This window comes from Bacillus sp. TCT6 (assembly GCF_056033845.1).
This window is the reverse complement of sequence record NZ_JBVYHX010000001.1, coordinates 524319-544829: the sequence shown is the minus strand read 5'-3', so window position 1 is coordinate 544829 and position 20511 is coordinate 524319. Positions and strand designations below refer to the sequence as shown.

23 protein-coding genes are annotated in these 20511 nt (G+C 35.1%); 4 read left to right on the top strand and 19 right to left on the bottom strand.

Annotated features, from left to right (window positions below; all coding sequences use genetic code 11):
• Positions 1-39: 39 nt before the first annotated feature.
• From AC0ONG_RS02655 to AC0ONG_RS02620, 8 genes are all read right to left on the bottom strand, one after another.
• Complete coding sequence (locus tag AC0ONG_RS02655; RefSeq protein WP_016078087.1) at positions 40-963, bottom strand: HEAT repeat domain-containing protein; 924 nt, start codon at positions 961-963, stop codon at positions 40-42.
• Positions 964-1071: 108 nt separating this feature from the next.
• Positions 1072-2157: a DUF871 domain-containing protein gene (locus tag AC0ONG_RS02650; RefSeq protein WP_000400345.1), complete on the bottom strand. Its 1086-nt coding sequence runs from the start codon at positions 2155-2157 to the stop codon at positions 1072-1074.
• Entirely contained in the window at positions 2147-2425 is a 279-nt protein-coding gene (locus AC0ONG_RS02645; protein WP_000900039.1) for a hypothetical protein, read from the bottom strand. The genes AC0ONG_RS02650 and AC0ONG_RS02645 overlap by 11 nt, the downstream gene beginning before the upstream one ends.
• Positions 2401-3711 (bottom strand): PTS sugar transporter subunit IIC, encoded by a 1311-nt coding sequence (locus AC0ONG_RS02640; protein ID WP_001013060.1) that lies wholly within the window; start codon positions 3709-3711, stop codon positions 2401-2403. Before AC0ONG_RS02640 ends, AC0ONG_RS02645 begins: the two co-directional genes overlap by 25 nt.
• 83 nt (positions 3712-3794) lie before the next feature.
• Complete coding sequence (locus tag AC0ONG_RS02635; protein WP_000275645.1) at positions 3795-4100, bottom strand: PTS sugar transporter subunit IIB; 306 nt, start codon at positions 4098-4100, stop codon at positions 3795-3797.
• Position 4101: 1 nt separating this feature from the next.
• Entirely contained in the window at positions 4102-4422 is a 321-nt protein-coding gene (locus AC0ONG_RS02630; RefSeq protein ID WP_000774623.1) for a PTS lactose/cellobiose transporter subunit IIA, read from the bottom strand.
• Positions 4423-4532: 110 nt separating this feature from the next.
• Positions 4533-6473 carry a BglG family transcription antiterminator gene (locus AC0ONG_RS02625; protein WP_000170101.1) on the bottom strand — a complete coding sequence of 647 codons (1941 nt, stop codon included), beginning with the start codon at positions 6471-6473 and terminating at the stop codon, positions 4533-4535.
• A 76-nt stretch (positions 6474-6549) separates the two neighbouring features.
• Entirely contained in the window at positions 6550-7638 is a 1089-nt protein-coding gene (locus tag AC0ONG_RS02620) for a DUF871 domain-containing protein (RefSeq protein WP_001253355.1), read from the bottom strand.
• Between the two features lie 472 nt (positions 7639-8110).
• On the opposite strand from AC0ONG_RS02620, the gene AC0ONG_RS02615 reads away from it, so the two are divergent.
• Together AC0ONG_RS02615 and AC0ONG_RS02610 are read left to right on the top strand one after the other, a co-directional pair.
• Positions 8111-9313: an MFS transporter gene (locus AC0ONG_RS02615; protein ID WP_000503241.1), complete on the top strand. Its 1203-nt coding sequence runs from the start codon at positions 8111-8113 to the stop codon at positions 9311-9313.
• 351 nt (positions 9314-9664) lie between these two features.
• Positions 9665-11320 carry a Na/Pi cotransporter family protein gene (locus AC0ONG_RS02610; RefSeq protein ID WP_000456251.1) on the top strand — a complete coding sequence of 552 codons (1656 nt, stop codon included), beginning with the start codon at positions 9665-9667 and terminating at the stop codon, positions 11318-11320.
• Positions 11321-11356: 36 nt separating this feature from the next.
• On the opposite strand, the gene AC0ONG_RS02605 is transcribed toward AC0ONG_RS02610, so the two are convergent.
• Positions 11357-12394: a YhdH/YhfP family quinone oxidoreductase gene (locus AC0ONG_RS02605; protein ID WP_223697953.1), complete on the bottom strand. Its 1038-nt coding sequence runs from the start codon at positions 12392-12394 to the stop codon at positions 11357-11359.
• Positions 12395-12669: 275 nt separating this feature from the next.
• Here AC0ONG_RS02605 and AC0ONG_RS02600 point away from each other — a divergent pair, with 275 nt between their 5' ends.
• Complete coding sequence (locus tag AC0ONG_RS02600; RefSeq protein ID WP_000437428.1) at positions 12670-13869, top strand: LCP family protein; 1200 nt, start codon at positions 12670-12672, stop codon at positions 13867-13869.
• A gap of 148 nt (positions 13870-14017) precedes the next feature.
• Positions 14018-14458, top strand: coding sequence for a hypothetical protein (locus AC0ONG_RS02595; RefSeq protein ID WP_000642364.1), 441 nt, complete (start codon positions 14018-14020; stop codon positions 14456-14458).
• A 32-nt stretch (positions 14459-14490) separates the two neighbouring features.
• Here AC0ONG_RS02595 and AC0ONG_RS02590 read toward each other — a convergent pair whose 3' ends face one another.
• The 10 genes from AC0ONG_RS02590 to AC0ONG_RS02545 all read right to left on the bottom strand — a co-directional run bounded on the left by AC0ONG_RS02590 (position 14491) and on the right by AC0ONG_RS02545 (position 20402).
• A complete protein-coding gene (locus AC0ONG_RS02590) occupies positions 14491-15255 on the bottom strand; it encodes a sulfite exporter TauE/SafE family protein (RefSeq protein ID WP_000060621.1) in 765 nt (254 codons plus the stop codon).
• A 33-nt stretch (positions 15256-15288) separates the two neighbouring features.
• A complete protein-coding gene (locus AC0ONG_RS02585; protein ID WP_000437741.1) occupies positions 15289-15768 on the bottom strand; it encodes a DsrE/DsrF/DrsH-like family protein in 480 nt (159 codons plus the stop codon).
• Positions 15769-15841: 73 nt separating this feature from the next.
• Positions 15842-16138 carry a rhodanese-like domain-containing protein gene (locus AC0ONG_RS02580; protein WP_000661799.1) on the bottom strand — a complete coding sequence of 99 codons (297 nt, stop codon included), beginning with the start codon at positions 16136-16138 and terminating at the stop codon, positions 15842-15844.
• 13 nt (positions 16139-16151) lie between these two features.
• On the bottom strand, positions 16152-16511 hold the full coding sequence (locus AC0ONG_RS02575) for a rhodanese-like domain-containing protein (RefSeq protein WP_001092313.1): 360 nt from the start codon (positions 16509-16511) through the stop codon (positions 16152-16154).
• Positions 16512-16548: 37 nt separating this feature from the next.
• Positions 16549-16776, bottom strand: coding sequence for a sulfurtransferase TusA family protein (locus tag AC0ONG_RS02570; RefSeq protein ID WP_001022560.1), 228 nt, complete (start codon positions 16774-16776; stop codon positions 16549-16551).
• 25 nt (positions 16777-16801) lie between these two features.
• A complete protein-coding gene (locus tag AC0ONG_RS02565) occupies positions 16802-17938 on the bottom strand; it encodes an MBL fold metallo-hydrolase (protein WP_000351932.1) in 1137 nt (378 codons plus the stop codon).
• Between the two features lie 38 nt (positions 17939-17976).
• Positions 17977-18537 carry a sulfurtransferase TusA family protein gene (locus AC0ONG_RS02560; RefSeq protein WP_000023975.1) on the bottom strand — a complete coding sequence of 187 codons (561 nt, stop codon included), beginning with the start codon at positions 18535-18537 and terminating at the stop codon, positions 17977-17979.
• Between the two features lie 88 nt (positions 18538-18625).
• On the bottom strand, positions 18626-18889 hold the full coding sequence (locus AC0ONG_RS02555) for a metal-sensitive transcriptional regulator (RefSeq protein ID WP_000456202.1): 264 nt from the start codon (positions 18887-18889) through the stop codon (positions 18626-18628).
• 189 nt (positions 18890-19078) lie between these two features.
• A complete protein-coding gene (locus AC0ONG_RS02550) occupies positions 19079-19468 on the bottom strand; it encodes a DUF2606 family protein (protein ID WP_000335660.1) in 390 nt (129 codons plus the stop codon).
• A complete protein-coding gene (locus AC0ONG_RS02545; protein ID WP_000887271.1) occupies positions 19434-20402 on the bottom strand; it encodes a trypsin-like serine peptidase in 969 nt (322 codons plus the stop codon). The genes AC0ONG_RS02550 and AC0ONG_RS02545 overlap by 35 nt, the downstream gene beginning before the upstream one ends.
• Positions 20403-20511: the final 109 nt, after the last annotated feature.

Here is a 20511-nt window from a genome sequence, read left to right as displayed (position 1 = left end):
GTCAGTCTCATCGTTGAGGCTGGCTCTTTTTTATGATTCTTACATGCTTTCTTTCTCTTGAAAGTAAGTAATATTATCTCGAAGCCACTCCCTCTCCGACATAAACAAGTTTCCACGTTTTTTGTACACTTTATCAAATATCTTTAAAACTTCTTCATGATTAGCAAACTTATGTAAGAAACGAAGAGCAATGATAATCTCTGCTTCATCCGTAGGCTCTACTTCATTTTTACGTCTTCTAGCAACAATTTTATTCACACGTTCGCAAATTGCTCTCATTGCCATTTCGTCGCCATACGTATAAATAGCTCGAACAGCTTCATATTTCACCATCACATTTCTATCATGTAAAGCTTCAATATAAACTATTTGTAAGTCCGATCCCCCTATTTTTGCTAAAACCTCAATAACGGTTGAACGAACATAGACACTATTACTATATAAAAGCTTTGTTAACGGCAGAATCGATTGCTTCGTTCCAATCTCAAGCAATGTATAACAAATATGTGTAATCTCATCTTTATTTTCTTCAGTATCCAGCAACTTTAGCAACGCACTTTCCGCTTCTAACGATTTATATAACTTTAAGGAAGCAACTGCCCAATAACGAACACTATCGTTTTTATGATAAATATAAGGAATAATTTTATTTGTACTACTTACTACTGGTAATGTATAAATATTACTAAGCAATTCACTTAACAAAGTCGGACTGTCTTCATATTCCAAACAATCTATAAGATAATCTGCAATACAAATTTCTTTCGTATTAATAGCAAGTTTCGTCATTAAATAATAAATATCTTTCTTCATAGATACCTTTTTTGCTTTGCTTAACTTCCCCTGTAAATAAGGAAAAATTAATAAGTCATTTAACGCTTTTGCTTCATCATACGCACGATGCCATATATCTGTCTCTTCATCAGCTATCCGCCTTAATAAATCATCTATATACCCTTCCATCTCCTTCTCTCCCGTCTAAATTAAATCTATCTCTTTGCATTCTATATACGAGAGATTACTATTTCAACAGAAAAAAGAGGATGTCATAGCATCCTCTCCTTCTCTTCTCTATTCCACACAAGTAAACTGCGTCCAAGCTCCTACATAATTTAGTAAGAATAACTCCTCTTCCGCAATTGTACCGACGATATTTTTCCGTTCATCTATCGGCATTTCTTTTAAAATGATTTGCAGTTCACCTTTATACTTTCCGAATGAGTTATTACCAATTACAACTTGCCCTCTTTCCTGTAGCACACTTTCGCGCACTGGGAAGTCATAGTCTTTATATTTTTTACGCACTTCTGTAGAACGTATCATATACTCTGTTATGTCGCCGCGTCTTACATGTAATTCTTGCAGCGTAGCTCTCTTCTCTACTTCAGTCGCTTCGTCTACAAAGTGCACTTTTAGCTGTAACATGTAGCGATTTAAATTTCCTAGTTTTTCTAACTCCTCTTCACTTGCATAAGCATTTCCGATAATGACATCATCAATTAGCCCTGTTGCCCATAAATGCTTCGCTTGTACTTCAATTGGTAAATTACGATGCTCTTCTAACGTACATAATCCGTCGTTAATATCCCATGGACCGATGTTTGCGGCATGTGATGTAATAAAGGCTGCACTGCGAATACCATGCTTTTTAAAGCGTTCACTACAGCGAATGAAATAATCGTACGGAAGACCAGTGAATTTTTGCGGATAAAAATTATGGCAACCAATTAAAGCTGATTTATTCGCTTGATGCGAAAGAATATTTTCTAAGTACGCAATATCGTTACTTACATTTAACTCGATTTTTAAACCGTACGGATTATTCGTCATTTTCGCTTCCGTCAATCCGTCAAAGCCTACATCTAATCGAATACCATCTGCACCTAACTCTGCGAAAAATGATAGATCACTATAACTAATACCAAGCTGATCAAACACAGCTGGAGCTACATCTAAAATAACTTCCATATTGTTATCTTTCGCATGATTAATAATCTCTTTAAATTCAGCTATAATTTCTTCTTTCGGACGATTCACAGATAACAAACAAGTAAATATTCTTGAAAAACCGTGTCGTGCCGCTGACGAAATATAAGCCATATCTTTTTCTTTCGTTGAATGTTCTGGATAAAGTGAAATCCCTAATTTATGCTCCATGCTTTTGCATCTCCTTCACACGTTGTATTAATGCCATGCTCGTAAATCTATATTTTGCAGATAAACATGTTGCACATAAAATTGTCGGTACAATAATTACGTACGGTGAGTGTAGACCTAACATTACATATGCACCCATTGAACAACCGATAAATAAAACTGATACTAGTAGTAACACTAATAAGGATTTACTTTGTACCCATTTCGAATAATGGGCAATACACTGTCCGATCACAAATGTAATTAAGATGATAATTGCTCCGAGCATTCTGTTTTCTCCTCTCCTGCTAATTGTTGTTTCTCATACATTTTGAAGAATGGATAGTAAATAACGAATGAGATTACAAAGTTAACAAGTACAAGTACACCAGCCATAATTGTCCAGTCCGTACTAATCACCGCTGCAATTGGTGCTAACATCGTAAATGGCAATTTCGCCATCATGAGTGGAATCATACCTGAAACAACTGCGAAATATGATACTGTCGTTGTCACTAACGGTGTAATAACGAACGGAATAATTAAGATTGGGTTCATTACAATTGGTGCCCCGAAAATAATTGGCTCGTTAATATTGAATAAACCTGGTACGAATGATAATCTACCTAACTCTTTTAGGAACTTAGATTTAGAGAACATAAACATAATTACTAAAGCTAACGTTGAGCCAGATCCGCCAATCCATACGAACCATTGAATGAACTGCTCTGTAAATAAGTTTGGTAACTGATGTGCATTTCCTGTAGCCGTGAACACTTCCATATTTTCAAGAATTGCGGAATCCCACATCGGACGAATGATTGGTCCTAAAATTGCCGGTCCATGTATACCAAATGACCAGAAGAACACGATTAAGAATACTGTTAATAAACCACCGAATAAGTTATTTCCTACTAGTACTGATTTTAATGGTGCGATTAAGTATGTAATTGTTGTATTTACATCGAATTTCAAACCGTAGCGAATGCCCCAGAATAAAAGAATAACTACTAATGTTGGAATTAATGCTGCAAACGAATTTGAAACTGCTGGTGGTACACTGTCTGGTAATTTTATTGAGATATTATGCTTAATCATAAAATGATAAATTTCCACTGCAATTAATGCTGTCACAATTGCGCCGAATAAAGACGTTGCACTTAATGTTCCTACTGAAATATATCGACCTGCATCAATAACACCTGGTACAGCTTTCGTAATTTGAATTGGTTCAACTGATGCTAGTAAAAAGGCGAGTACAGATAGTAGCCCTGCACTTAATTGATTGAGCTGATAAAAGTTCGCGAGCGAAGCCCCTACTCCAAACGCTGCGTATAAGGCCATTAGTCCTACTGTAAATCGGAATGGAATATCTAAAATATGGCGAAACGGTGCAATCCATTCCATATATGCATCAATTGGTAAATTTAAAAAGATAACGAAAAATGACCCGACGATCGTTAACGGTAATGTAGAAATAACCCCATTTCGAATTGCCAATAAATGTCGTTGTCCTGCAATCTTTTGCGTTGTTGGCATAATCTTTTGTTCCATAAAACTCATAAACCCATTCATCAATAGCCCTCCTCTTTCTCTCTACTATAAAAGAATGAAATAAACTTTATAACATTATAATGTTTATATTTAAAAAGATATAATTATGCTAAAACTAATTGTTCTGCTTGCCTAAGCACTTTCAAACCATCACACATGCCATAATCTCGTTGGTCTATAATTGCAACTGGTATGTTGTATGAGTTTGCAAGAAACTCTACAGCTGGAAATAAATATTTCACTTGTGGACCGATTAAAACGACATCGGCTTCTTTTATTTCAAGTTTCACAAGTTCTGAATCAACCGCCTTAATTTTATAATTCTTCCCCTGTTTCTTTGCCTCTTCTTGCATTTTTCTTACGACCATACTCGTTGACATGCCTGCTGCACAACATAATAAAATATACATCTTATACTGTCACTTTCTCTTCTACTCGTTTATGAAGAGTAATAAATTCTTCAGCTAGTTCTTTCACTGTAATTGCATTCATTAAATGGTCTTGTGCGTGCACTAACAGTAAACTGATTTCTGCATGATTTCCTCTTGCCTCTTCTTGAATTAAATCCGTTTGAATACGATGTGCTGCTGAAATTTCCTCACTAGCAAGTTTCATCTTTTCACCCGCATTCTCAAAATCTCCTTGTCTTGCAAAAGCGATTGCTTCAAGCGCTGCACTTCTCGCATTGCCACCATGTAAAATTAATGCAAATGGAGTTTGCATATCAGCCATTTTAAATTCCCCCAAGCTATATGTTTTCTATATTTTTATATTATTATGAAAACGCATACAATTAAACATAAAAAACTTCCGTTATGTAACGGAAGTTTTTATATACTTTTTCAAAATGATAATAAAATCTCTTGAAAATCTTCAATTACCTCGGTCTGAGTAAGTTTCTCTATCGTAGTTTGACTAGACATAATATCATATAAAAAATCATAAAGCCTTTGCAAATCTTCATTATTACTGCGCTTTACACTAAATAAAATAATTACTTGTACTTTTTTATCTCCCCAATCAACAGCCTTTTCAAGTGTGCAAAACATCAAAAAAGTTTCCTCACTTAATAACTGCATCGGATGCGGGATTGCAACTGAATTCCCAACCGCTGTCGGAGACGTATTTTCTCTTTCCATAACAGAAGCATAAAAGTTTTCTTGTACATAATGTTTCTCAGCAGCTTTCTCACATAAAAACTGAATAACATCCTCTTTCGTAGAAGCACTATGATTTAAAAAAATTAAATCTTCCTTAATATAAGGCTGCACACTATTATTCACATGCGTAAACAACCGCTGACCAATCGATTTAATCTCTTTATCATCAAATATTGAATTCACTTTTATAACTGGAACAGGCAAGCCACTCGGTATATGAATCGTACTAATAATACAATCTATTTTTTCTTTATAAAGATCTTCTACTTTCAATTGATAATAGCCTGTAATACCTACAATCTCTAATTTATCTCGGAACTGTGATAAAATTTTATATTTTAATAGTTGTGCACTTCCTTGACCAGTCGCACAAACTAATAAGCATCTTTTCTTTTGATTTTGCTCCTGCAAACGGCTCATCGCTCCGCCGAAGTGAATTGCAATATAGCCAATTTCACTTTCAGGGATCGATTCACCCGTATATTCACCAATGATATCTCCAACAAGAACCGCAATTTCAAAAGCATACGGATAATTCTTTTTCACTTCTGCCAAAAGAGGATTTCTCGTATTTAACTTATACTTCAAACGATTTAATAACGTTTTTAAATGAATACCAAATCCAAATAATAATTCTTCATCATAATAAAAAATAAGATTCCGTTCTTCCGCTACTTTAAAAAGAATATGTTGCATAAATGCATATATATCTTTTCCTAATAGCTCTTCTACATTTTCATAGCGATCTCTCGTTGTAACAGCAGTACTTAATAAATGCATCGTCACATATAATACTTCTTCTTCTGGAAATGAAAATTTCAACTCTTTCTCTAAATCTCCTAAAATCTGCTTCGCAATTGTATATTCTTTCTTTATTATAAGTTCTGATTGCTCCGTATGCAGTTCTTTCATATAATGTTGACTTTGACAACGCTTTAATGCGATTGCAATATGAATGACTAAATTATCAATTTCTATATCAGATAAATATATTGTTCCACCTTCAATATACTTTAATATAATTGAACGGATGTGTGATATATAAGGTAGCGATAAATATGTCTCCGTCTGCTCAAATTGCTCATGAAACGGAGTATGGTCATAACGCGGTAAACCATATTGTGATAAACAAGAACGAATATTAAATTCCTCTCCAACAATACGTATACCATAATACGGTCTCTTCTCAATTTGTAATTTATAGCGACCACATATATCTGTAACATCTTTCATAATTAAATTAACCGTTGATTTGCTCACATAAATCTCTTCCGCTAATTCTGAAAGCTTCACATATCCCTCTGCCGTTAAAACACGCTGCAGAATGTACGCTATTCTTTCTTCATAAGAAGTTGGGATCTTTTCCGTCTGTTTTTGAAATAGACTCACACAAAAGTCTTCAAATTTCTTCGTTTGTATAATTTCTAATTCGTACCCAGTCCCTCTTTGCGATTCGATTTTCGCTCCGTTTTCTTCCAATATATCATTTAATAATTTTATATCCTTTTGAATCGTCTTCGTTGATACATGTAAACGGCCCGCTAAAAAAGCTCGATTTAACATCGATTTCTCTTCTAAAAACTCCTCTAAAATAGAAATTAATCGCTGCTGCACCTTTGTCATAGCTCTTCCTCTCGCTCTTTATATATAAAGGGGGAAAAGCTGCTGAAATCAGTAGTTTTTCCCCTTTATATTCTCTCTATTTCTTTAATATGAATCCGAATTTATCCCATGCTTGTAAATAATCTAATAAGAAAATTTCTTCTTCTATAATTCGACCAACTACATTTGTTTTTCCTGTATTCACCATATCTTTTAATGCAATTTGTAATTCGCCCTTATACTGGCCATATTGTTCATTATCAATTAATAAATCTCCACGCTTAATTTCGCGCGTATTATGAGGTTTAAACTCTTCTTTTTTATATTTCACACGACTTTGTGTAGAACGAATCATATATTCAGATACATCTCCGCGATAAAAATGTGGTTCGTCTAATACGATAATTCTTTCTAGTTCTGTCGTTGTATCATATAGTTCTATATCAAATGTTTGTTTCTCTTTATTTAATGCACCTAGTGCTTGTAATTCTTCTTCTGACGCATATGCGTTTGCAATAATAACATCATCAATTAATTCTGTCGCAAATAAATGCTTCGCCTGTGTTGTCATCGATAATTCACGATGCTGCTCTAATGTACATAACCCTTCTGTTACTGGCCAAGGTCCGTATGTTGCATCAAATGATGAAATAAAAGCAGCCGTTCTCATACCGTAATCTTTAAATTGTTTCGAGCATTTAATGAAATGATCGTATGATAACCCTGAATAACGATGCGGATAAAAATTATGACAACCAATTAAATTTTCACGATTTGGTCTATGACTCATAATGTTATCTACATACTTCGTACCATTGCTCATATTAATCTCAATTTTCAAACCATACGGATTATAAGTCATAATTGATTCTTCTAATCCTGAGAAACCAACATCTAAACGAATACCGTACGCACCCAATTCATGGAAGAATGATAAATCATTATACGAAATACCTAATTGTTCAAAAACAGATGGACTAATATCAACTAATACTTGGAACCCTAATGCATTCGCATGTGAGATCGTTTCTTTAAATTCTTCAATAATTTTCTCTTTTTCTCCATCCACAGATAATAAACATGTGAACACACGTGTAAATCCATATTTACTTGCTAATGTTAAATACTCCTTATCTTTCTCTACTGTTGAATGTTCTGGATAAATAGAAATACCTAATCGTCTCATATGTACACGCCTCTTTCTTCATCATATTGTAAACCTTTTCAAATATATGTAGTGAAAAAGTATATCTCCCCTTCTTGTTCACTACTCTTTTGAATCCGCTTTCTTTAAAGAAAAAACAATTTCTATCATTCTTAACACCTACAAGTCTATACATCTATACTTTACATCTTTTTTTCATAGTTGTGTAGCTTTTACACAAATTTGTCAGTTTTTCGCCTTAAAAATTGTTATCCGTTTTCAAGACACCTTCCTTGACTGTTGCATTGGCCAATACATATACTCGAAAGAAAAGAGATAAAGTGAAACTTTAATCAGTGAGGGGGGTGTTCATCCCCCACTGATTATTAGTTGAACCAATCGGGCATTTACGGGCAGTTGATCTCCCACCTAACTTCTTTGCTCCAGTCCGATTTTGAGGTGGGAGTTTTACTGCCCGTTAATAGCGGGAAAATTTTATATAGGGGATGAATATATGGGAGAAGCAATACTCGTAAAACGAGAACCGTTATGGACAAAAGAGTTTGTTGCTTTAATTTTTGCAAACTTATGTATGTTTTTAGGGTTTCAAATGTTAATTCCAACCTTACCTGTTTATGTGAAAGAAATTGGTGGCACAAGTTCCAATATCGGATTTGTTGTCGGTATGTTTACCGTTGCGGCACTTTTTGTTAGACCGCTAACTGGGAACGCCTTGCAAAAATTTAATAAAAAAATCATTTTAATGATCGGTACTGCTATCTGTTTACTCGCTATGGGCAGTTACCTTTTCGCCTCAACTATCTTTCTCTTGCTTGCTGTTCGTATTTTACACGGAGCTGGTTTCGGTATTACAACGACTACATATGGAACTGTCGTTTCTGATTTAATTCCCTCAGCTCGCCGCGGAGAAGGCATGGGATATTTTGGCCTTTCTGGAACAATTGCAATGGCCCTCGGTCCACTTATAGGACTATGGCTCATGCAAACATATAACTTCACAATTCTTTTTTTATGTGCACTATCGTGCACAATTGTTTCATTAATATTAACGAAACTACTTCAAATCCAAAAAACGAAACAGCCGCCACAACAATCATCTAGTACTTTTCTCGATGGATTTATTGAGCGTAAAGCTTTACTTCCTTCATTATTAATATTATGTATTACATTAATGTACGGAGGAATTGGAAGTTTTATCACACTATTTGCTACAGAAGTCGGCATAGCTGATATTAGCCTCTTCTTTTTATGTAATGCACTAGCAATTGCTGTAACTCGTCCATTCTCTGGAAGGCTATATGATGCGAAAGGCCATACATTCGTCATCATTCCGGGAGTTATTATAACGTTTACAGGCATTATTTTATTGTCGTATACGACGACAATTCCGAGCTTAATTATTGCTGCAGCATGTTACGGAAGTGGTTTTGGAGCGATCCAACCTGCACTACAAGCATGGATGATTGACCGCGTAGCACCGCATCGACGCGGCGTAGCAACAGCTACATTCTTCTCCGCATTTGACCTTGGAATCGGCGCTGGAGCGATTATATTTGGATTTATTGCTCATTTTACAAACTATGCAACTGTATATCGTTACTCCTCTCTATTACTTATTGCTTTTCTCTTCATTTACATTACAAGCATAAGAAAACAAAAGTATGGCGATAAAAACACGGAAAAAGCTGCTGGATAATTCAGTGGCTTTTTTATCGTGTTAAAAAAATTGTTTTCTCTCGTTTTGCTGTTATAAAACTACATGCATTTTCCTACATATTTTTTTAACTTTCATCAAAAAATATACGATGAACTCGCAGACGCTTTCCTTGATATTCAACTGAACAATACTATTCTAAAAAGTATGATTTCTTTACAAAATTAAGATTTATACAAGATGAAAACCAATAAAATACAGCTATTTCTTTAAGGTATTGTAAACTTTTCTACCCTTTGTAAATTTAGTGTAAATTTTACTAGCAAACCGTTTACAGTGACTCAAGGTTCAGTTAATAATTACATCGTACATGAAATTTAAGGAGTGGAATGCGTGGAATATAATGTTCAAGATATGATCTTCCAGTTCATTGGTGGATTAGGTATTTTCTTATTCGGGATTAAATACATGGGCGATGGACTGCAACAAGCAGCTGGAGATCGTCTTCGTGATATTCTAGATCGTTTTACAACAAACCCACTCATGGGTGTACTAGCAGGTATGTTAGTTACGGTATTAATCCAATCAAGCTCAGGAACAACCGCTTTAACAGTCGGACTTGTAAGCGCAGGATTTATGACATTAAGACAAGCAATCGGTGTTATTATGGGTGCAAACATCGGTACGACAGTTACTGCATTTATTATCGGAATTAAAATCGGAGAATACGCTCTCCCAATTATGGCAGTTGGAGCTATCTTATTATTCTTCTTTAAAAATAAAAAAGTACATTCTTTAGGTCAAGTTATATTCGGCTTTGGTATGTTATTCTTCGGTTTGGAATTAATGAGCGCAGGTATGAAACCTCTTCGCTCTTTAGAATCATTCCAAGAATTAACGGTTAGTATGAGTGATAACCCAATTTTAGGAGTTGTTGTCGGTACAGTCTTCACTTTAATTGTACAAAGCTCAAGCGCAACAATCGGTATTTTGCAAGAATTATTCGGTCAAGGTGCAATCGATTTACAAGCTGCCCTTCCTGTATTATTCGGTGATAACATCGGTACAACAATTACAGCTGTATTAGCAGCAATCGGTACTTCTATTGCCGCAAGACGTGCAGCATTAGTTCACGTTATCTTTAATATCGTCGGTACAATTATATTTACGATTTTATTAGTACCATTTACAAGCTTAATTCAATATTTCCAAACATCATTAAACTTAAATCCAGAAATGACAATTGCATTTGCACACGGAACATTTAACGTAACAAATGCAGTTATTCAATTCCCATTCATCGCTGTATTAGCATGGATTGTAACAAAACTTATTCGCGGCGAAGACTCTGCTATTGATTTCAAACCGCAACATTTAAACCCAATCTTTATTGAGCAATCTCCAGCTATCGCTTTAACAGAAGCTCAAAAAGAAATTATCCGTATGGCTGAGTTTTCATTACATGGATTAAAAGAAGCAAACCAATTTTTAAATACACAAGACAAAAAACACGCTGACATGGCTACTCAATTAGAAGGAGCTATTAACAATTTAGATAAAAAAATTACCGAGTATTTAGTTCTACTATCTGAAAAGCCGCTTTCACCTACGGATTCTGAAAAACATTCCGTTTTAGCAGGTGTTGTTGGAGATATTGAACGTGTTGGTGATCATGTAGAAAACCTTGTAGAACTTGTAGATTTCCAAATTTCAAATCGTGTTTCACTATCAGACGAAGCATTAGGTGAATTAAACGAAATGCTGGAATTAACGATTTCAACACTGCAAGACTCAGTTGAAGCTTTAACAAACTTCGATACCGAACTAGCTCAAACTGTTATTGCAAAAGAACGCAAAATCGACCAAATGGAACGTGTTCTTCGTAAACGTCACGTATTACGTCTAAACGAGCGTAGCTGTTCAGGTGATGCAAGTATCATCTTCGTCGATATGGTAAGTAACTTAGAACGCATTGGCGATCACGCTGTAAATATCGCTGACGGTGTTTTAGGTGAACAAGGAAAAATCAATTTAAAACAATCATTATAATGAAGAAAAGAGACGCTACATTAAGCGTCTCTTTTTTCACTTTATTTTAACAACTGTTCTTCCTTTTAACTTTCCTTGCAATATAAGTGCAAACTTCTCATCTAATTCTTCTAATGTACATTCTTCTGTATAAGACGCTAACTTTGAATTTTCCCATTCATCCGCTAACAATGTCCACACATCTCTTCTCACATCCACCGGGCATTGCACGGAATCTATCCCTAAAAGGCTTATGCCTCGTAAAATAAACGGATATACCGTTGTATGTAATTCCTGTCCTGCCACATTACCGCATGTCGTTACACAACCACCATACTTTACTGTTTTTAAAGCTGTTTCTAACATATGTCCACCTACAGTATCGATAACTCCGGCGTATATCCCTTTTAACATTGGTCTTCCTGATTCATCATTCAATTCCGCGCGATGAATCACTTTTTTCGCTCCTAGACGTAGTAGCATCTGTTCCTCTTCCATTTTCCCTGTCGCTCCTACTACATTAAACCCTAACTTACTTAAAATACTAACAGCTACACTCCCTACGCCGCCTGTAGCACCAGTTACTAGAACGTCTCCCATACCAGGATTAATTCCTGCTCCAATAAGCTTATATACCGACAAAGCAGCAGTAAAACCTGCTGTCCCATACATCATACTTTCCTTTAATGACATTCCTTCTGGTAAAGGCACGACCCAAGATGATGGGACGCGAATATATTCTCCGAAACCACCAGAGGTATTCATACCTAAGTCATATCCCGTTACAATAACTTGATCTCCTACATTAAAGGAGTTATCTTCACTTCTCACAACTTCTCCTGCGGCATCAATTCCTGGCGTATGAGGATACGTTCTCGTAACACCTTTATTACCAGTAGCTGAAAGGGCATCTTTGTAATTTAATGAAGAATAATGAACTTGTATGAATACGTCTCCCTCAGGTAAACTACTTACTTCTCTCTCAACAACTTTTCTTACAAACTGATGATTTTCCGTTTCGTTCACAACGATTGCTCGGAATGATGTATGATTCATTATGCTCTCTCCTTTATCCGTCAAATTCTTCTTTATTATATAGAAGAATTAAGTAAGCTTACTCATTTCTTCTTGGCTATATTTCAACAAATCTTACTTCCCTATCACTTTCTCATAATATATATTTTCATTTCTACCAAAAGCCCTTATACTTATTCTACATCTAAAAAAGAATATATAGAAAATCTGACTTTTTATAAATAAATTGAATTTTTACGAAATGTAAATGATTTGTAATGTTTTTTTTCGCTAAATTTCATTATAATAAGTGGATATGAGTGTCGTATTTCAATCCAAATGAAGGAGTACAGGAAATGGAGCAAAACCCATCTTTGCAAGAAAATACACGCAGTAAACCTAACAAAAATAAGAAAAAAATAAAAATTATTATAAGCGCTATACTATTCGTTTTATTAATAGGTGGCGGTTATACTTGGTTTTTAGTAAATAAAGCATCTTCTGCTGTTCGAAATGCCGCACACGATTTAGCACGCGGTGATAAATCAGATTTACGAGATAAAGCTGTTAAACCTATTACAAATAACGTCTCTGTTTTAATAATGGGTGTTGATGAAAGCGATGTCCGAGGAAAAGAATATGGTGAAGCTATAAGAACAGACGCGCTTTTACTTGCAACATTTAATAAAGATAGCAAAACTGTTAAACTATTAAGTATCCCACGTGACACATATACTTATATTCCAATAGAAAAGAAAAAAGATAAAATTACACATGCTCATGCATTCGGTTCTGCTAAAAACGGAAAAAATGGTGGACCACAAGCAAGCATTGATGCAGTTGAAAAATTAATGAATGTTCCTGTCGATTATTTTGTGAAATTTAACTTTAAATCATTTATAAAAATCGTCGATGACTTGGGCGGTGTTGAAGTTGATGTACCAGTTGAATTTACTGAGCAAGATAGCAATGATAATGCTGAGGCAATTCACCTAGAAAAAGGTGTTCAAAAGTTAAATGGCGAAGAAGCTCTTGCTCTTGCTAGAACAAGACACATCGATAGTGATGCAATGCGTGGACAACGTCAACAACTCGTTATCGAAGCTATTTTAAAGAAACTAACAAGTGTTGGTTCTGTAACAAAAGTTGGCAACATCATTGATGATATTAACGGACAATTCGTTACAAACTTAACATTTGATGATATGCTTTCATTCTATAAATATGGATCGGATTCGGAAATTGAGAAATTACAAATCCAAGGTGATGATTGCTATATGGCAAAAGGTGACGATACATGTAGCAAATCTGCTGGTGGTGGTCGAACTTACTACTACAATCCAGATAAAAAAGAATTAGCTAATGTTACAAATGAACTTCGTACTCATCTTGGGCTACCTGCATATACAAAGTCTGACTCAGACTCTGATTCGAAAAAGACAAAAGAATCTAAGTCTGAAAATTCAAGTGAACGCGAATCAAGTAACAATGAAGTGAAAAATAAGAACAAAAATAGCAGTGAAGATACAGAAACATCGTCTAACGACAATGAATAGTAAAGAAGCAGTACTCTATGGAGGTAGAGTACTGCTTCTTTTTATTTCGTCAGAATCAAAAATCAGAACTTTCTAACTATCTTTTTTAATATTTTTAAATTATAATAAATAGTAGCAATCTATTCCAATTATCAGGGGGCTCATACATATGAAAGCTGCAGTAAAACATAACATCTCAGATTTTAAAGACTACTTAAAATCCAACGATATATACATGGAAGAAAATATAGATGAAAATGATGGCTCTGTTCATTTTTCAGTAGGATTAGAGACAGAAGCTGGCGCAAAAATTCAACTTATCGCTGCTTTCCAAAACGAACATCCTACGGTGGATATATACTGCTTCAATGTTGCTCACGTGCCTGATGCAACATCAACAAATAATATTTTACATGTCATTAATGAATTAAACACATCTTATCGCTTTGCAAAATTCACATTAAACAAGCAAAATGCAATTGATATTTCAGCATCTCTTGCATTCTCAGAACCAAACTTTAATCCAGCACTTGTCTTTGAACATACGAGAATGCTATATAAATTAGCAAATGACGAATATAAAAACTTAATGAAAGTTATTTGGGCATAAATAAAAGGATGGGCTACAAGCAGCCCATCCTTTTATTTCGATATCATATCAATCCACATTTTAACAGCAGTGCCTACAATCAAAATCGATAACATATATTGCAGTGCTTTTTGATTGATCCTCTTCCCGACTCGCACTCCAAGCGGCGCAGCAAAGATACTTGCAACCGCAATAATAAGAGCTGGAATTACAACTACTTGACCAGTTATCACTTTTCCAGTCGTAATCCCTACTGAGGAAATAAACGTAATAGCGATAGATGTTGCTATTGTTGTACGTATCGGCAATTTTAAAATAACTAACATAATCGGTACTAATAAGAAAGAACCGCCAGCACCTATAATGCCTGATGCTCCTCCTACAATAAACGCTAACAAGCTTGCTAACCATTTATTATATTTCACTTCACCACTATTATTTCGTTTCGGTACGAACATCATAATAGCAGCAATTGTTGCTAACGCTGCATAAACAACATTGACCGTATGTTCCTCTAATACGTTAGCACCAAAGCTCCCTATGAAACTTCCTATTAAAATACTAGCTCCCATATACACAACTAACGTTTTATCCATATCATTACTTTTCCGATAAGCCCATGCGCCTGCAAAAGTTGCAAAGAATACTTGTACCGCTGTAATACCACTCACTTCATGTGACGTATAACCAGTAAATCCTAAAAATACTGGAATGTATAAGATCATCGGATAATTAATAATCGCACCGCCAATTCCAACCATTCCTGATATAAACGATCCTATAAACCCAATTATAAAAAGTAATAATACTAAACTCACCTTACATCCCCCTCCTTCTAAAAAGAAGGTGATTTAAATGAATAAGTTTACATTCCCATCCGAAGCATCTGCTAAATATGCCCCTACGCCTGCAAACTCTACCCCTTCCATAATCTCTTCCTCTTTTAACCCTAATAAATCTACTGTCATTTGACAAGCTACAAGTTTAATTCCTTGTTCTTTCGCCAAATCAATTAAATCTGGCAAAGGCATTGCGTTATGTTTTTTCATAATGCCTTTAATCATCTTTGGCCCCATGCCAGCAAAATTCATTTTGGATAATCCCATCTTATCGGCACCGCGTGGCATCATTTTTCCAAATACTTTTTCTATAAATGTTTTCTTTACATTCACATGTTCATCTTTCCTTAAAGCATTTAATCCCCAGAAAGTATGAAAAATAGTTACCTCTTGGTCATACGCCGCTGCACCATTTGCAATAATATAAGCAGCCATTGCTTTATCGTAATCTCCGCTAAATAACACGATTGTCGTTTTCTTCTGTTGTTCCATATTGTTCCTCCTTCAAATTACCTATAGGGGTATTTTATTATTTTTAAAAAGTCTCAAATCTTTTATCTCTATGCTATATGACTTTACCTTCCCAAGCTAACATACCACCTACCATATTGATTGCTCGAAAACCGTAACCTTCTAAAAATTGAACGGCTCTTGCACTTCTCGCGCCAGAGCGACAAACGATAATATATTCTTTCTTTTTATTCAACTCATGCATACGAAACTCTAATATCCTTAGCGGAATATTACATGCTTCTGGAATTTTTCCTTCAGCTACTTCTTCTACTTCACGGACATCCACAATATTTACTGCTTCTTTACGTAATAATTTTTCTTCTAATTCTTTTGCTGTCATTTCTTTCATTTTAAAGTCCTCCTCACAAACCATTCATACCACCTGAAACATTGATAAGGTGCTGGAATCCTAATTTCTTTAATACCTTTGCCGCTTGCTTACTTCTCATCCCGCTCTGACAAATAACGATTACTTCCGCATTTTTATCTAATTGATTTGCTTTACTAGCTAACTCATTTAACGGGATATTTCGAAATCCCTTCATATGATTCCCTCTATATTCACCTACTGTACGAACATCGATAAATTGCTTCCCCTTTTTCCCCACTATACTCTTTAATTCTTTTCCACTTATATTTCGAACACCTTTTACCGGTAAAAAACGTGAAATAACAAATCCTGCAGCAAGTACAATGAAAAGCGTACTTAATATTGTGTTCATATAACTCCCCCTCTATATTTATAAAATTATTTCTTTACTACGCCTTCTTAATCCAAAACTTTAGTACATCGCCTTCTTCTTCATGCTTTACAATGTCATGACCACTTTTATTTGCCCACGCTGGAATATCCTTAACTGACCCTTTATCCGTTACATGTATTTCTAACACTTCTCCAGTGTCTAAAGCATCCATTGCTCTCTTTGTTCTTACAATCGGCATTGGACATGCTAAACCTTTCGCATCTAATACTTGTTTTATATTCATGATCAATTCCTCCAATTTGTTATTTTTATAATGACTCATGCACTGCACAACGATTTGGGCCAATCTCCATTTCTCGCTCTTCTTCCACACTCGGATGAATTTTCCCCATATTCGTTTGACGAATTTCTTCATATGCATTTGGTTGTGGCGGTAAGTTCTCTGTCACAGCTTTACGAAACTCTATTTCATCAGCAATATTTAACCCTACATTCTCTTTAAATAAATCTTGTAAGCTCGCACTCACAACGCCTCTTTCATCCATTTCACTTATTTTTGAATAATGGGCTGGTAAAACAATTAAATCTTGAGACAGTTCCTTATAAAGTGTATATAACGTATTTCTTAAATCACTCACCCAATCTTCAGCCTTACCAGCAAGATCAGGACGCCCGATTGAATCTACAAATAAAATATCGCCTGATAATAAATAAGAATCATCTACAATGAATGACGTACTTCCAATCGTATGCCCTGGTGAGTATAATGCGTCAATTACAATTTTAGTACCCCCCACCGTAATAACAGATCCTTCAACAAGCGGTTCGTATGAGAAAACAACTTCCTCGGCATCTTTTGGCGGTAACCAATACGTACCACCTACCTTTTCAGCTAACTTACGTCCACCAGAAATATGGTCTGCATGTAAATGTGTATCCATTACATTCGTAATCGTAACGCCATGCTCTTTCGCAAACTCTTCATATGCCTCGGCTGTCCTTACCGCATCAATAACTGCTGCTTCACCGTTAGAAACAACCATATAAGATAAACAGCCTTTTCCAAGACGATTAAATTGATATATACTCCCTCCGCCCTGTACATCCCCTACTTTTAACGGCTTCACATATTCACTCCAAGCTTTCATTCCACCAGCTAAATAATAAATATTTTGTAATCCCGCTTCTGTTAATTGCTCTGCCACAAATATAGAAGACCCTTCTTTTGCACATACTACTAAAACATCTTTATCTTTAGGTAATTCACTTACAATATGATCTACACCATCTAACAAGTCAAAGTAAGGTTTATTAATAGAAGAAACTTGTTTCCCTTCAATTTTCCAATCTTCATAATCCGTCTCATTACGAACATCTAAAATGAATAACTCTCCGAATAAAACTTTCTCTGCAACATCTTTTGCTTGTAACATCTTAATGTCCATTTAATTACCCCCATAGGTATATTTCTGTTTAAAAAATTTTATTTCTCCACATTTCCTTGCCACCCTAACATACCAGGAATGACATTTTTCACATTTGAAAAACCTTTCTCTTTCAACATTTGGCAAGCTACATCACTGCGGTTACCAGTTCGACAAATAACATAAATTTGCTTCGTCTGATCTAACACTGCGCTGTCTAATTCACCTAATGGCACCGAAATGGCAGATGGAATATGGCCAAAAGCAAATTCCGCTGCTTCGCGAACATCTAATACAATGCTCTCTTCCCCATGAGACAATATAGACTGTAATTCTGCATTCGTAATTGTATGTGGATATTTCACAGCTTCATTCACTTCATGCTCGTTTGCTTTCCTAACATAATGCACCAATACATCACCCTCGTGTTTCGTCCCGATATATTGATGTCCTACTTTACTCGCCCAACTTTTTATATCTACCGTAGATCCTTTATCTGTTGCCTTAACTTCAATCACCTGCCCTGGTGTTAACCCTTCTATCGCCTTCTTCGTTTTCACAATAGGCATCGGACAAGCCAAACCTTTACAATCTAAACTCATATCCACTTTTATACTCATAATCGATTCCTCCACAATTTATATACATATACCTGCAGGGGTATATTAAAATGTTTTTGAAAATCTGTCAACACTTACGTTTGACAGATTATCGGCTTTTTACAAGTAATTGAACAGCTTCTTTAATTAACTCTTCATTTGAACCATTGCCACTTTCAAACTGTTCACGTAAACAATGCTCTAAATTCGTTCCAACAACAAGTCCAATTGTACGATCAAGTGCAGAACGAGATGCCGTTAACTGTGTAATAACTTCTCGGCAATCTTTTCCTTCTTCCATCATACGAAGCACACCACGAACTTGACCTTCAATACGTTTCAATCTATTTTTCATATCTTGATTGTATTCCACTATAGACCACCTCCGTAATTGTAAATATATTATACATTACTTTATAACTTTGTATAATATCATATACCCTTCAGGGTATATTGTAAAGTTTTTAATCTTTAGACTGAAATTTATACTTACTTCACACTTTTTCTAAATCATATAAAAATAGGCCGAATCAACCATATGATTGGTTTCGGCCTATTTTTATTAATTTACGTTAATCATTATTAATTTAGCTACATTTCTATCATTAATCACAATCTCTTTTTTCTCATTATTCGGCAATAAAATTATATACTTTCCTTTTCTAGGAATCTTCCAAATCAATTTTCCTTCTTGATTAGTTTTCCCTATCGAAATCACGATTTCTTTACTAGGCTGAGGTAATTCATCTTTTATAAGCATAATTTCAAAGTCTTTTATCTGTTGTTTCTCTTTATTTTGAACATAGAAAGTTATAGGATTAACAACTTTACTAACATTCTCTTCGTTATTTACTATATAACTAGACATCATGATTATGACCAATATACAATACAAAATCCAAATAGAATTACTATATTTATTCAGACCATTTTTTAATATTATTAAACACATCGTCTGTTATCCGATTTCCAAAATTCATATTTTTATTTCCTCTTGTATGAATGGCTATTATTTTGATACCGGTATCGAAATACTGATATACAGGTGATCCACTTTGCCCCTCATAAGTATCAATCTTGTATGTTAACATTCTAGGAGAAACTCCCTCAATTGGACCATAGTCTCTCCACATTGTGTAACGTTCATTTCCTATTTTATCAGCGGGATATCCAGGAATCGCCGCAAGTAAACCTTTTGGTGATTCTACATAGGTAGTTCTATATCCCAACCAGCCAGTATAATCTCCTGGAGACCCATTTAATTTAATCGTTCCATAATCATAATCTGAATTTTCATTATCAGTCCATCCACTTACTGAATAGAGTTTTGTCCAACTATAAGGTAAATACGGTGCTTGGTTTCCATTTCTACCAGGGGTCACAATAACATTTGTCGCCCATCCACCAATTTCTTTATTGTAAATACAATGTCCAGCTGTAAGCACTGTATCTTTACTAATTAGTGCTCCTGTACACCCATAAACTTCTCCACTATTATACTGAGTCGCAACATGGACTATAGCGCTATACGGATATGAAGTTGTATCATTAACCCGTATTCGATCATCGCTTCCTATAACAGAATAGGTAAGAATATTAGGTGAATAATTTAACGTACTATTTTCCAAATATGCTCCCCAATCTTCCCCACCATGTTTTCGCCCTTCAAATGAGGGCGAAACAAGATCTTCTCCCCTTCGATCATTACTATACAATGATTGTTCTTGAAACAGTTCACGTTCTCCCTCATTTGAGACCGATGTCCACGGTACATCTTCTGCATACACCTTCTGATGCACCAAAAATACTATGCAAAAAAATATAAAAAGAACACCAAAACGATAAAGAGCCAACCTGCATCTTATAGAAATAAAGCTATCCAACATAACTTACCTCCTATACAAGTGATAGCAAACAATTGAGGATCCCTTTATAAATTCTAGTTTTTCTTTTTTTAGAAGTCAATGTAATTAACAATGATAATCATTATTAATT